The sequence below is a fragment of the Kosakonia cowanii JCM 10956 = DSM 18146 genome, from assembly GCF_001975225.1.
GTDB lineage: Bacteria > Pseudomonadota > Gammaproteobacteria > Enterobacterales > Enterobacteriaceae > Kosakonia > Kosakonia cowanii.
Window position 1 is genome coordinate 2,225,483 of record NZ_CP019445.1, and the last position, 16,300, is coordinate 2,241,782.

General features: G+C 56.8%; 2 protein-coding genes. Both read left to right on the forward strand.

Going from position 1 to position 16,300, the window contains the following annotated elements:
• Positions 1–3 precede the first annotated feature (3 nt).
• Entirely contained in the window at positions 4–14,697 is a 14,694-nt protein-coding gene (locus tag BWI95_RS23085; RefSeq protein WP_083699370.1) for a hemagglutinin repeat-containing protein, read from the forward strand.
• Between the two features lie 9 nt (positions 14,698–14,706).
• Positions 14,707–15,180: a hypothetical protein gene (locus tag BWI95_RS10500; protein ID WP_076769438.1), complete on the forward strand. Its 474-nt coding sequence runs from the start codon at positions 14,707–14,709 to the stop codon at positions 15,178–15,180.
• The last annotated feature ends 1,120 nt before the right edge of the window (positions 15,181–16,300 follow it).

The window sequence follows — 16,300 nt, forward strand, 5'->3', positions numbered from 1 at the left end:
GCAATGGATACTGTCAAACCTGTTCGTTTCTCACAACGCGCGCTGAGCTGGCTGATTATCAGCCTGCTGGTCTGGCAGCCCGTTGCGCCTTCCTTTGCCGCGGCCATCACGCCGAATGGCCCGGCCACCATGGACAAGGCCGCCAATGGCGTGCCGGTGGTTAATATCGCCACGCCTAACGGCGCGGGTATTTCCCATAACCAGTTCAAAGATTACAACGTCGGTGCCGAGGGGTTAATCCTCAATAACGCCACTGGTCAGCTTACACAGACGCAGCTGGGCGGGCTTGTCCAGAACAACCCGAACCTGCGCGCAGGCCAGGAAGCGCGCGGCATTATCAACGAAGTCACCGGCGGCAGCCGTTCCCGGTTGCAGGGTTATACCGAAGTAGCCGGGAAAGCGGCGAATGTGATGGTCGCCAACCCGTATGGCATCACCTGTAACGGCTGCGGCTTTATCAACACGCCGAATGCTACGCTGACGACCGGTAAACCGCAGTTTGACGCGGCGGGCAACCTCTCTGCGCTGGAGGTGAGAAAAGGCACCATTACGGTGGAAGGGAAGGGGCTGGACGCCAGCGCGAGCGATGCGCTGTCGCTGATCTCGCGCGCCACCGAAGTGAACGCCGCGATCCATGCGAAAGCGTTAACGGTAACTGCAGGCGCTAACCGCGTCGATGCCAGCGGAAACGCCACACCAATTGCTGGCGAAGGCGCGGCTCCGGTCGTGGCGGTAGATACCGGCGCGCTCGGCGGTATGTATGCCAACCGTATTCATCTGGTCTCGACCGAAAAAGGCGTCGGGGTGAACCTCGGCAACTTGGCCGCGCGGCAGGGCGATATCCGGCTTGATGCTAACGGGAAAATGGTCATCCGGGAGAGTGTCGCCAGCGGATCGTTAACCGCGAGCGGTGAGAGCGTGACGCTGAACGGAAGCCATCAGACCGGCGGCAATATGGTCATCGCCGGAACGCAGGCGGTGGCGTTGAATGGCACTCAGGTGGCAAAAGAGACGCTGGAGGTTAAAGCAAAAAGCCTCACCCACAGCGGAACCTCAACGGCGAATCGCATCGCGCTGACCGGCCAGCAGACGCTTACCAACAGCGGCTCGCTGGTAGCGAAAGAGCTGGCGCTTGGCGCGTCGCACATCACCAACAGCGGGAAACTTCAGGGCACCCAGGCTCTGAATCTCAACACCACTCAACTCGATAACCTGGCGAGCGGTACGCTTTACTCTGCGCAGGATCTCACGCTCACGCTGCCGCAACTCAACAACCAGGGCACGGTTCAGGGGCGCTCACTTAACCTGACCGGCGATGTGCTGCATAACAGCGGCACCTTGCTGTCGGAAAGCAATACGCAACTGAAGATCGGGCAACTGGATAACCAGGGAACCATCGCAGCAAAACAGCAACTCACTGCCGAAACCAGCTCGCTGAACAATGGCAAGAGTGGGCAGTTGCAAAGCAACGGTAATATCCGACTCGGCGCTGATAATGCAGTGCTGAACGGCACTCAGCAGGCCAACGGGGCGCTGGACGTTACGGCGAACACGCTCCAGCACACAGGAAAATCCAGCGCCAGTGCGCTCAATCTCAATGCCCGTGACACCCTGACCAACAGTGGTTCGCTGGTAGCGAATAACCTGACTCTCGGCGCAGCCCACATCAGCAACAGCGGGCAGGTTCAGGGCACCGACGCGTTGAACCTGAACACCAGCCTGCTGGATAACCAGGCCAGCGGCACGCTCTATTCAACAAAAGATCTCAACTTTACCCTGCCACAGCTGAACAATCAGGGCACGGTGCAGGGGCGGTCGCTGCGTATCACCGGCGACGTGCTGAAAAATGAGGGCACGCTGCTTGCCGATACCGGCCTGTGGCTGAAGGCACGGCAACTGGAAAACCAGGGCAGCATCGCGGCGAAAGGCCAGCTCACCGCCAGCGCGACTGAGCTTAATAACCGCGGGCGTCTGGAAAGCAAGGGGCGTGTCGATCTCAGCGCGGATAACGCGACGCTTAGCGGATCGCAAATCGCGCAGGACGCGCTGAGCGTGACGGCGAAAGCCCTTAACCACAGCGGGCAGACCAGTGCGGCTGCCGTTGCCCTGACGGCGACAGATGTCATCAACAACAGCGGGTCGCTGGTGGCGAATAACCTCGCGCTGCATGCCGCGCAGATTAACAACACCGCGCAGATTCAGGGCACCCAGGCTCTCAATCTGCAGGCGGATCGGCTGGAGAACCAGGCGACCGGCACAATCTACACCGCCCGAGATCTGATCCTCAATATTCCGCAGTTGCACAACAGCGGCACGATTCAGGGGCTGTCGCTCAGCACGACGGGCGATGTACTGCAAAACGAGGGCACGCTGCTTGCCGATACCGGCCTCTGGCTGAGAGCCGGGCAGCTCGATAACCGGGGTAACATTGCTGCAAAAGGCCAGTTAACCGCTAACGCTACCCGGCTCAGCAACTCGGGACGTCTGGAAAGCAAGAGCCGCATGGATCTCAGCGCAGATGACGCGACGCTGAGCGGGACGCAAATCGCGCAGGACGCGCTGAATGTGACGGCGAAAACGCTCGATCACAGCGGGCAGAGCAGTGCGGCGGCTGTCGCTCTGACGGCGACAGATAGCATTAACAACAGCGGAGAGATGAGCGGAGCCGCTGTCGCCCTGACGGCAACAGATAACATCAACAACAGCGGGAAGCTGATCGCGGATAGCCTCACGCTGCATGCCGCGCAGGTTAGCAATAGCGGGCAGGTTCAGGGCACCCAGGCCCTCAATCTGCAGGCGGATCGGCTGGAGAACCAGTCGACCGGCACGATCTACACCGCTCAGGATCTGATCCTCAACATTCCGCAAATGCACAACAGCGGCACCATCCAGGGGCTGACACTTAATGCCACCAGCGATGTGCTGCAAAACGAGGGCAAGCTGCTTGCCGATACCGGGCTGGTGCTAAAAGCAGGACAGCTGGAAAACCGCGGCAACGTGGCGGCAAAAGGCGCCCTGAACGCCAGTGCTGGCCACTTGAACAACCAGGGGATGATGCAGGGGCTGACACTCGGCATTGCCGGTGATGTGCTGGAAAACAGCGGGACGCTGCAAGGCAAAACCCTCGATATGCGCGGCGATCAGGTGCGCAACAGCGGCATGCTGGTCGCGGATGACGCACTGCGTATTGATGCCGGTTCCCTGACGACAACGGCTGACTCTACGCTCAACAGCAAAGGTGGCCTCCAGCTTTCAGCTAAACGTGACGCCTCTCTGCAAGGGCAGCTCAACGCCGACAAATCGCTGGTGATTGATGCAGGAATGCTGACCAGCACCGCCCAGTTGCAAAGCGGCGGCAAGATGGCGATCGCCGCCGACAGCGCCACGCTTAACGGCGCGCAGTGGGCGAAAGGGGCGCTGGAGGTGAAGGCCAACACCCTGAACCACGGCGGCAGAACGAGCGCGGGAAGCATTACACTCACCGCGCAGGATGGATTGACCAACAGCGGCACGCTGATTTCAGATAGCCTGGCGCTGAACGCACAGCAGATCGCCAACCGTGGCCTGCTCCAGGGCACCCAGGCGCTGAAGCTGAACACCGGGCAACTGGATAACGAGGCCGGCGGCTCGATCTATTCGGTGCAGGGCCTGCTGTTAAACATTCCTCATCTCAATAACCTCGGCACCATTCAGGCGCTCTCTCTGGGTTTCACCGGCGATACGTTACATAACGAGGGGGCGCTGACCTTTACTTCCGACGCGCTGCTGCGTGCCAACACGCTGGAAAACCGCGGCGCGATCACGGCCAAAGGGCGCTTAACCACCGAAGGCGCAACGCTTGATAACAGCGGCGCGCTTGAAGGCCAGACGCTGGAGATCGCCGCTGATACGCTGCACAACAGCGGCTCAACCTTGTCTGCGGGTGATACGCAACTGCGCGCCGGGCTGCTGGATAACCGCGCAACGATGGCGGCAAAAGGCCAGCTAACAGCCGATAGCCAGACGCTTATCAACAGCGGCACGTTGCAGGGCCAGACGCTGGATATCGGCGGCGACGCCATACAAAACAGCGGCACGCTGAATGCAGCGGGTGCGGCGCAGATCCGCGGCGGAGAGGTAACAAACAGCGGTGCGGTGGCGGCAAAAGGCCAGCTCACCGCCACTGTCACGGCGCTTAACAACGCCGGTACGGTACAGGGGCAGGCTCTTGATATTACTGGCGATCGGGTGCAAAACAGCGGCACGCTGGCATCCGATGGCGCACTGCGCGTGCAGGCCGGAACGCTCGCCAGCGGTGCGGGTTCCACCATTACCGGTATCGGCAATGTGGCGCTGCGTGCACAAACGCGGGCCGATCTCGACGGGCAGGTTAACGCTGATGGTGCGCTTACTGTTCACGCCGGGACGCTGAGCAGCCAGCAACAGGCGCAGTTGCAGAGCGGGGGCGATATGACCCTTGATGCGGACAGCATCACCCTAAACGGGACGCAGGCGGTCAAAGGCGCGCTGGATGTTAAGGCCAATTCGCTGAGCCACGGCGGCAAGTCCAGCGCCGCTGGCATCGATTTAAACGTACAAAATAAACTTGGAAATAGCGGCACGCTGGTTGCCGACACTCTTGCGATGAACGGCGGGGAGATCCGCAACAGCGGCCTGTTGCAGGGAACCCGCGTACTCGATCTTCAGACCGGCAAACTGGATAACCTCTCCGGCGGGACAATCTACTCCTCGCAGGGCTTCACCCTCGCTATCCCTGAATTAGCCAACAGCGGTCTCATCACCACTGATGGCGATCTGCACATTGGCGGCAATACGCTGGTCAATGACGGCGAGATAAACGGCGTCAGCCTCTCCAGTGATTACCGAAACCTGAACAACGCCGCCAGCGGGCGTCTGCTGGCCGACAAAAACCTCACCTTTAATTCAGCCAGTATTGTGAATGACGGGCTGGTATCGGCAGATACCGGCAGCGTGACGGCGCAAAGTCTGGAGAACCGCGGTGAGCTGACCGCCACCTCGCTGCTGCTGACGCTCACGCGGCAGGCGATAAACCACGATAGCGGGCGCATCATCGGCGAGAACGGGTTAACGCTCAGCGCACCGACGCTGCTTAACCGCGGCCTGATGGCGGGTAACACCCTGACGCTGAAGCAGGGCGATATTACCAACAGTGGAACGTTGCAGGGCACGAACGGCCTGACAGCAACCGGCACCAGCCTGACCAATGAGCAGGGCGGCGTCGTGCTGAGCAATGGCGCCGTCACCGTCAAAAATGGCCGCCTGGTCAATGCCGGGCAGTTGCAGGGCGATACGCTGGATTTAGCCACCGGCGAGTGGCTCAACAGCGGCACCGCGCTGGGTAAAAATGGCCTGAATGCCGAAGTTAGCGGCAAAGTGGATAACCAGGGGCGCATCATCAGCCAGCAGGCAATGATGCTCCAGGCGGCAGGCAGCGAGAATGACGGCACGCTGATGGCTAAAGTGCTCGCCCTGCACGGCGATGTGCGCAACAGCGGGTTGATTCAGGGCAGCGACACGCTCGCCTGGGATGGAGCCTCGCTGGTGAATGCGGCCAGTGGGCAGATGCTGAGCGGCAACGGCCTTACGCTTAATGGCAGCACGCTGGATAACCAGGGGCAGATGCAGGGCCGCACCGTTACTGCAACCGCCGACAGTTTGCACAACGGCGGCACCCTGCAGGCGCAGGACGATCTTAACGCCACCCTGAGCGGCAAGCTGGATAACCAGGGGCAGATGCTGAGCCAGGGCGCGGCGGATATCCGCACTGCGCAAACCCAGAACGGCGGCAAACTGGCGGCAAAAGTACTGCGGCTTACCGCGCCTGAACTGACCAACACCGGCCTGTTGCAGGGCAACGATGCCCTGACGCTCAGCACCCTGAACCTGCTGAATGGCAGCAAGGGTCAACTGGTCAGCGGCAACGCGCTGGCGCTGAATCTCGATCGGCTGGAGAACCAGGGGCAGCTCTATGTGAACGGCGGGCTGACCCTGAACGCGCTCACGCTGGTCAACGGGGGCAGCGTGGAGTCTGACGCTCTCGACGCCACACTGCGCGGCACGCTGACCAACAGCGGAACTCTGCTTGCCCATCAGGACGCGGTGCTGCGTGGCGACACACAGACCAACAGCGGTGATATCGCCGCGCAGTCACTGACCCTTGAGGGCAGAGCGCTCAGTAATAGCGGGCTGATGCAGGGAACGCACGGGCTGCAAGCCACGGCGGACACGCTACTCAATAATGCGGGCGGTCGTTTGCTCTCCGGCGATGCCATGACGCTCAAGGCGGGCAAGCTGGAAAATGGCGGAACAGTGCAGGGTGGCACCGTCTCGTTAAACGGTTCGAGCCTGAACAACCGCGGTCTGGTTAACGGCTTGCAGGGGTTGACCGGGGTTTACGGCGCAGATCTCATCAACGACGGGCAACTGGTCAGCGGCGGCGCGACCGATTTCCGCGCGCAAACCCTGACCAACAGCGGACGCATCACCGGCAACACCCTGACGTTAACGGGCCCGGAACTGCACAACAACGGCTTATGGCAGGGCAATAATGGCCTGGCGGTGAGCGGCGACACGCTGACCACCGGCGCGGGATCGCGCACCCTGAGCGGCGGTGCGTTGACGCTGGATGGTAGATCGCTCACCACGCTGGGGACGTTGCAGGGCAGCCAGGTCAATGTGGCCGCCGATAACTGGACGCTCGGTGGCTCGCTGCTGAGCCAGGGTGAGCTGACGGCCAGGGTTGGCGACACGCTGGCCTTGTCCGGCTCGTTAACCAGCCAGGGTGGAATGAATGTACGCGCTCAGACGCTGAATAACGACGGGCAGATGCTGAGCGTCGGTGATATTACGTTGAGCGGCCAGTCGCTGACCAACACCGGCATGCTTCAGGGCAACAGCCTGGCGGCACATGAGAGCCGCATCACCAACACGGGCAAACTGATCGGGCTGAAAGGCCTGCAACTGGATAATCGTCAACCCGCTGTCACCACACTTGCGCGCATGGCGCTGGTGGCACCGGCGCTTGAGCTGAGCAACGGCGCGACGGGATCGTTACTCACTCAGGGCACGCTCGATATTACCGCCGGGACGGTGCGTAACGCCGGGAGCTGGCAAGGAAACCGGGTAATTTTGGCGGCCCAGTCGCTGGAGAATGGCGGCGCGGTGCAGAGCGCCGGGGCGCTGAACCTGACGCTTACGGGCAATCTCAACTCCACGGCGGGCAGTAAAATTACCGCCATGGGCGCGGCGGCGTTGCAGGCGCTCTCGCTCACCAACCAGGGGCAGTGGGCGGCAGCCACCCTTACGCTGAAGGGCAACACACTCGATAATAGCGGCGCCATCAGCGGGCGCGACGGCGCGACCGCGACGCTCAACGGCGCATTCACCCAGCAGGCGCGGGGCACGTTTGCCAGCAACGGTGCGCTGGGGCTGACCGCCGCAACCGTGGGCAATCAGGGCAAAATCCAGGGCGGTGATCTTACGCTCACGGCGAATTCGCTGACCAACAATGCGGGTGCCGAACTGGTGAGCGCCAGAGGGCTAACGCTGACCGCGCCATCACTGTTCAACTATGGGCTGATTCAGGGGGCGGGCGAAACCCGCATTGAGAGCACCGCACAGGCAATAAATGCGGGCAAACTCCTCTCCGGCGCGCGTCTGACCTTAACCACCCCGCAATACAGCGGCGCGGGCTGGTTACAGGCCACCAATCTGATCCTCAATGCCGCCAATAACGCTGGCACCGGGACGCTGCTTGCCGACCAGATGACGCTGACCGGCAACACCTTCACTAACCAGGGCACCACCCAGGCCAACAACCTGGCGCTGAATTACGCCCAACTCACTAACAACGGCACGCTGCTGGGCAACAGCCAGTTGACGGTCAATGCCTCACAAGTGAATCAGTCTGCTAGCGGCAAGCTCTTCAGCGGCGGCGATCTGTTTGTTGGCGCAACCGGCATGAATGCGCTGGGGCAGGTGGTTGCGCTGGGCAACCTGACGCTGCAACTCGCCGATGCCTTTACCGGTAAAACGGCGCTGGCGGCGGGCAGAAATCTGAACATCAGCAGTAATGGCGCAATTGATAACCAGTCTGTGATGCAGGGCCAGGCAGTCAACCTGAGCGCAGGCGGGCAGCTGACGAACAACGGGCAAATCACCACCGGCAACGGTAGCAGCACCCTAAGCGGCAGCACGATTGTGCTGAATGGTAATGGCTCCCTGCAGGGCGGCGGTGATGTGACGCTGTTAAGCCGCGGCGGGATCGCAGTAAACGGCTTTACCGGCACCCGCGGCAGCCTGACGCTCAGCGCGCCGGGAAGCATTGTTAACACCGCGCTGCTCTACGCGGCGAACAACCTGGCGCTCTATGCGAACACGATTACCAACCAGCGCGGCGATATGCTGGCAGGGAATAACCTGACGATGCAGCGTGATGCGGCGGGGAATACGAATAGTGAAGTGGTTAACACGTCAGGGAATATTGAAACGCAGAGTGGTGATATCACCATCAGAACCGGGCATCTGCTGAATCAGCGGGATGGGCTCAGTGTTAATAGCTGGACTGAACCTGCAACCCAGACGGGGGCTATTCAGGATAAGTTATATTTGAGTATTAAGGATTTCCCAGTTGAAAGCCTGAAAAAAAATAAACTGCAATTTGTACCGGGCGATAAAGATCAGATCCAAAAAATAGCCTCATCAGTTACCCATAGTTCAGTAAACGCCAACGGTGGTGCAGGCGGTGTAGTTTCCGGGCGTGATATATCTATCTTTGCAGGTGCGCTGGATAATAAAGCAAGCCGTATCCTAAGTGCCCGAAACATTGCGTTATTCGGTACTGATCTCAATAACCAGAGCTATCAGGATGGAACCGTAACAGCGTATTACACATACAAATATTCATCCACAACGGACACTTCTCGATCCAAGAAGGTCATAGATCCATCAAGTAGTGGCTATTTTATTTACGAGTTAAGTGGGCAAACCACAGAAGCTGTAAATGGTCAGAACTATCGCGCCGTTATCCAGGCCGGTGGTAATGTAACCGCTAACTTCAGTAGCAATATCAGTAACGAAACAACCACCTCCAACGCGGGTGGTGTGAGTGGTACGATTACCGCTCCTGCACTGAATACCCTGAGCAACCAGGGTATTGGCGGTAGCGTGGCAAAACAGGCGCTTGCCGCAGGCTCCGCGTCCGTCAACTCGCCGCAGTGGCAGGATCAGCTACAAAACGCGCTGCAGCAGATTAACGGCGGCGGTTCGCTGGACAATGGCACAACCGCCGGAACGGCGCTGAGCACCGTCAGCGGCCAGCAAAAAGGCAGTGCCAGCCTCGGTAATGCAGGAAGCCTGGCCAGTGCCAATGTTACCCAGGCGGCGCTGAAAAATATCGCTAACAGCGGACCCGGTCAGCATCAGGGGAAAACCGTTGATACCAGCGCCTATCCGCTGCCAACGGGTAATAACGGCTATTTCGTGGTGTCGGCTAACCCGAAAAGCCCTTATCTCATTACCCTCAACCCAAAACTGGACGGGCTGGGTGATTTAGATCCGGCGCTGTTCGGCGACCTGAATGTATTACTGGGGCTGTCGCCTTCGGCCTCCGCGCCCGGTTATAACGCCGCGAACCTGCCGGCCGGGGTTAACCCTGCGGCGAAGCCCACCGGGCAGAACTCTTCCGGGTTACCTGGCGGCATTACGCCAGTCAGCCTGGTAAATGGTCCGTCGCTACCGCAGGGAATGGCGCCGTCAGAGGGCGTGAAGCTTGTCAGTGCGCCTGGCGGTATCGCCGGTGCGGGCGTATCAACGCCTGATTTGGCAGGCAACCCGCTCTTCGTCCAGGCTGGCATGACCACACTGGTTGCGCCGCGCGAGACCAATCCAAAGTATACCGACGAGAAGCTGTTCCTCGGTTCAGCCTACATGCTGGACCGCATCAACCTGAAACCGGATTACGACTACCGTTTCCTCGGTGATGCCGCATTTGATACCCGTTATGTCAGCAATGCCATGCTGAACCAGACCGGTAACCGCTACCTGAACGGTATCGGCTCCGATCTGGAGCAGATGCGCTACCTGATGGATAACGCCGCCAACGCGAAGCAATCCCTGGGGCTGCAGTTTGGTATTGCGCTCACCGCCGATCAGATTGCCGCACTGGACCACAGCATCCTGTGGTGGGAGCGCGCGACCATCGGCGGCGAAACGGTGATGATCCCGAAACTTTACCTCTCGCCGAAAGATGTCACCGTTAATAACGGCAGTGTTATTGCCGGGAACAACGTCACCATTAATGGCGGCAAGGTCACCAACAGCGGCAGTACGCTGCTGGCGCGCAACGATCTCAGCGTTAACAGCGCCTCGCAGATTATCAACACTAACGATGCGCTGCTGAAAGCGGGCGGCAATGTCGATCTCAGCGCCGTTGGCGATATCAACAACATCAGCTCTGCCATCAGTGGCAAAACGGTAGCGCTTGAGAGCCTCGACGGCAGCATCAACAACATCACTCTGGCCGACCAGTTTGCGCTCAATGCGCAGGGTAAGGGCGGCACGATAAGCCTGAAGGACACCACGCTTGGCAGCATCGCCAGTATCACGGCGCTGGATGGCTTATCGCTCACGGCCGGAAAAGATATCACGCTCACTGGCTCTACCCTGGCGGCAGGCGGCGACCTGCTGATGGACGCGGGCGGCAATATCGCCGTCAACGCCATTGAAATTAACGATGCTCACAGCCAGTCCGGCTTCCGGCGGCAAACGCCGACCAGCCGGTCCACCGTGAGCTATCAGGGCAGCGGCATCACAGCGGGCGGATCGCTCTCCATGCAGGCAGGCGAAGATTTAACGCTGACCGCCAGCGATGTTCGCGCAGGGAAAGATGCTTCGCTTGCCGCGGGCAATGATCTCAACCTGAATGCGCAGCAGACCAGCCAGAGCAGCCGTAACGGCAACAGCGAAAATCACAGCACCGGGCTTGATCGCACCACTGTCAGCGCGGGCGGTAACCTGATCCTCACCGCTGGGCAGGATATTCATTCCCAGGCCGCCGGGCTGGCAGCAGAGCAGCAGGTCGGGATGCAGGCCGGGCGCGATGTCGATCTACAAGCCGCAGAGATGACGCAGGGCGACAGTTATAAAGCCCGCAAAAAAACCGTTATCAACGAGCAGGTACGCCAGCAGGGTACGGAGATTGCCAGCGGCGCTGGCACCACGATTATCGCCGGGCGCGATATGAATGCCGAAGCGGCACAGGTGACAGCGCAGGGCGATATCGGCGTGCAGGCTGGGCGTGACATCAACCTGACGACCGCCACCGAGAGCGATTACCACTACCAGGAGCAAACCAAAACCAAGAAAGGGTTCCTGAAAAAAACCACCACGCACACCATCTCTGAACAGAGCGCAACGCGCGAGTCCGGCACGCTGCTGAGCGGCGATAACATCACCCTCAAATCCGGCAATGACCTGCTGGTGAAAGGCTCGAATGTAGTGGGTGATGGCAATGTGGCGCTGAGTGCCGGTCACGATGTCAATATTGAGGCCGCCACCAACACGGATTCGAACTGGCAGTTCAAAGAGAAGAAAAAGAGCGGCCTGATGGGCTCCGGCGGGATTGGTTTCACCATCGGCACCAGTAAAACCACACAGGATCTGAAAGAGAAGGGCACCACCCAGAGCCAGAGCATGAGCGCCATTGGCAGCAACGGTGGCAACGTCGCGATTAACGCGGGCGAGCAACTGCACGTGGGCGGCGCAGATCTGGTGGCGAAAAAGGATCTCTCCCTTTCCGGTGACAGTGTGGTTGTCGAGCCTGGCCGTGACAAACGCGTCAGTGACCAGACGTTCAAGCAGAAGAGCAGCGGCCTGACAGTAGCGCTCTCCGGCGCGGTCGGCGATGCGGTGAACACGGCGGCGACCACCGCCATGGAAGCCAAAGATCAGAGCGACGGACGACTGGCCGCATTGCAGGCCACCAAAGCGGCGCTTTCCGGCATTCAGGCCGGGCAGGCGAGCCGTCTGGCAGATGCTGTCAGCGGCGGCGATATGACGAAGAACGGTGCGTTCGGCGTGATGGCCTCCATCGGTGGGCAGTCGTCGAAATCCACCTCCCACTCGGAGCAGGAGACCAATACCGGCAGCACGCTCAATGCCGGGAACGATCTCAGCATCACCGCCAGCGGCAAAGGGCAGGCGGCGAACAGCGGCGATATTGCTATTGCGGGCAGCCAGCTGAAAGCCGGGAAAGATCTCACTCTCGATGCCGCGCGGGATATCACCCTCACGGGCGCGGCAGATACCCAGAAAACCACTGGCAGCAACTCCAGCAAGGGCGGCTCCCTTGGCGTCGGCATCACCGCCGGAAAAGATGGCGCAGGGTTTACCGTTTCCGCCAGCGGCAACGCCGCGAAGGGCGGCGAGAAAGGTAGCGGCACCACCTGGAAGGAGAGCACGCTGGATGCCGGGCAAAATGTCAGCCTGAGCAGCGGGCGGGACACCCTGCTGCAGGGCGCGCAGGTTAATGGCGACAAGGTGACGGCGGATGTTGGCCGAGACCTGACGCTGAGCAGCCTGCAGGACAGCGATAACTACAACAGCAAGCAGCAGAGCGTCAGCGGCGGGCTGAATTACACCTTCGGCAGCGGAGCGGGTGGCAGCTTCAGCTACAGCCGCGACAAGATGAAGAGCAACTACGACTCGGTGCAGGAGCAGACGGGTATCTTCGCTGGCAAGGGTGGTTTCGATGTTACGGTCGGCAACCATACGCAGCTGGATGGCGCGGTGCTTGCCAGCCGCGCAGAGGCCGACAAAAACCGGCTCGACACCGGTACGCTTGGCTTCACGGATATCGCCAACAAAGCGGATTACAAAGTCGAACACGTCGGCGGCGGGTTCAGCACCGGGGGAAGCATTGCCGGCAACGTGATCGGCAATATGGCGAGCAACATGCTGACCGGGCTCGGCGGTAGCGGGCATGCCGAAGGCACCACGCAATCAGCGGTGGCTGACGGTACGGTGATTGTGCGCGATACCGCGAATCAGCAGCAGGATGTCGGCACGCTGAGCCGCGACACGGAACATGCCAACGGCAGCATCGACCCGATATTTAACAAGGAAAAAGAGCAACGGCGCCTGCAAACGGCACAGCTGATTGGCGAGATTGGCAGCCAGGTCTCGGATGTTGTGCGCACCGAGGCGAAGATCACCGCGACGGAAAACGCCAAAGCCAGAATGCAACACGCGGATGAGAAAGACCGCGCGGCAGCCATCAGCCTGCTGCAGAAGGCAGGGAAGCCGGTTACTGATGAGGCCATCAGTGACCAGATGTACCAGACCTTCTATAACCGAGAGTTTGCGAAAACACAACAGGGCACAGGCGGCAGCGTTCAGCGTGCCATCACTGCCACAACTGCCGCAGTGCAGGCGCTGGCGGGAGGCGACCTCAAATCAGCGATTGCCGGTGGCGCCGCACCTTACCTGGCGAATGAGATCGCCAGGTTAATCCCCGAAACAGATTGGCAAGCACGCGTGTTGGCGCACGCTGTGGTGAATGCCGTGCTGGCGGCAGCCAGCAAAAAAGATGCAGCGACCGCAGCGGCAGGAGCCGCCACCGGAGAACTGGCAGGCATAATTGCCGTTGACACGTACCATAAAACCGTTGGTGAACTGAGCGAGGAAGAGAAACAGACCGTTTCCGCACTGGCAACACTGGCATCCGGCCTTGCCGGCGGCCTCGTGGGCGACAGCAGCGCAAGTGTGGTGGCAGCGGCGCAGGCCGGGAAAACGACGGTTGAGAATAATGCACTGAGTACCAATCAATTAAGCGCATATGCTGAAAGAGCCAGGAGTTGTCAAGGATCTGGTTGCGAAAGCGTTGTTAGAGAAATGATCACGCTAAGTGCAGAGCAGCAGGTAGATATAGCTGTTCTTTGTACAACCAATCCAAAACAGTGCCAACAGAAATATGGTTATCTGGTAGAGCAATGGCCAGCGTTTGATGCAATGATCAAACACATGGCTGCCGATGGATCACTGCCAAATGATTTCAGAGATGCGCTGACGCCGACGTATGCTCAAGGGATTGAAGCTCAAGGCATTATGGCCAGTCCAGGTTGGACTGAACGCTTCGAAGCTATGGGTGCTAATAAGGATGTTGCAGAGGCAATGGCGGCAACCCTGCCATTGTTGATTAGCGGGGCGAAAGGCTCGCGTGGAAGTAATAAAGTTAACAGCCAGCCGAACGTCAATCCTTATCAGATCAAAGAAAATATTGCTGTAAGTCAGAAAGGAAATAGCGCAAGCAATTTTGGTAAATATCTGGAAAAAGAAAAATTAGTCAATCCAGCAAATAATAAGATAGTTACTGAGCATACAATAGTTTCTTCTGGGAAAGCTCCAAAAACGTCGGCACCAAATTCAGTTTATGAAGTTTCTCGTGCAGATGGAACTAAGAGTATTACTTATTATGATGATAAAGGAAGGACGTTTTCACGCGAGGATTTCGGGCAACAAAAAACACATGGTCAATTAGGGTATGATTCAAACGGTAAAGTTCCGCCTCACGAGCATAAGATTAGTTATAACGAACGTGGGTATGTGGATAAAAAATATTATCGAGAAATAGATAAGAATGGTAAGCCTGTAGGCCCTTGGATTGAAGATAAAAATTAAGGTGCAATCATGTCAAATAATGTCTATGGATATTTACAACCTGCAATGGGAAGTTCCTTAGATCTCATGTCTTTAGGGAAGTATGTGGGTGATAGCTCTTTAAATATTAGAGAGATAACGAAGGGAGAGTTGTTTAATTATCCTCTGGCATACTTGCCAGAAGATGGCTGTTTTATATTTGATATTGCAGATCGGCGGGGTAGCATTAATGCAACGTATTTAATTGATTATTCAGAATATGATCCTATATCAGCAGATATAGGTTTTCCTCCTGATCCAAAAGAACGTTTAAATATTCTTTTAGATGCTTTTTTTGAAATGATAAAGATATCAAATGCAAAAAAAATGGTTGTTTCATTGAATGAGTGCGAACAAATTGAAACAATAAAAAAAATTCAGTTATCTGATTTATATGAGGTCATACATGCTGATTTCGAAAAGTATCAAGCGCCACCGGATACTCTTTATGAAATTATTGTTTGACTTAAATTACTTTTTAGCTTTTTCTTGGTCACTTTTTCTCCGCCAGCTGTATGCATAGCACCTGTCACATTACTTTTGTGGTGAACTTTGCCCGATGATTTTTTCTATAAGAAAGAGAAGATCCCTAGTTTGGAAAATTCCGGACCTGAACATCCCGCTTATCCAGTTAATCCGAAATTTTTTGATAAAATGAACGATCCTAAGGTTATTGCATGAATGAGTGTTACTGGTTGTATGGAATGCTCAGATATAGCTTCTGAGCTTCTTGAAATGAGAATGTTTCGATTTCTGATAAATCAGAGGGTTAAAGTAATGTTTCCTATCGGTACAAAAGAGACAATATTGTTGGACTTTATTGGTTCTTTGGGAAAATTGGAGTGGTTACATTATCAGAGCCGTATTCAAGATGAATGGATCAATGACCACTTTGAGAAGATTAATCGTTCTAAGTATCCCCCATATTCCAGCTTCCGTTTTGAAAATGAACTTTCTGAGGTTATTTACTTATGGAGGATGCAATTGAGTCATATAAAGGGAAGGTTGAATGGTGTATGACTCATCATCCGAAAAAGTATGGTTCTGGCATTAATTATCGTATTTTTCCTACATTTGTTGAGAGGCTAAGGCATATTAAAAGTACGCAGGACGTTAATCACTATATCGAAAAGTATTACCCAGAATTCGGCCCGATAGCCTATGACGATCTTGCTGGTTTAACCGAGCATATACGCTTGGTATTTAAAAATTCTGGGTATGATGTTTAAACTAAGTGTGTAAGTAATTTGATGCGTCGGCTAATTTAGTTATGTAAGTTAAGTTTCCTCATGACTTTTCTCAATACTCTAATCGATGCTGAATCCTTGCCATTAATTAGGATATGTATCTTATTATTGGTTCTTGATTGAATAAGCCAGTTAGCTAGCTAAGCTAAGGTTTAAAGATGTTTTTATCGAACATTAGTCGCATTTTCTCAAATTATAGGTGGCTTCACCTTACTCAACTTGCCATGAAGATGATCAGGATGAGTAGCCATCACTCCTGCATATACTCATACGGCACATGCTCCGTTAACCAAACTCCATTATCCCAGTCAGAGTTCACCCTGTTACAAAAGAACAAG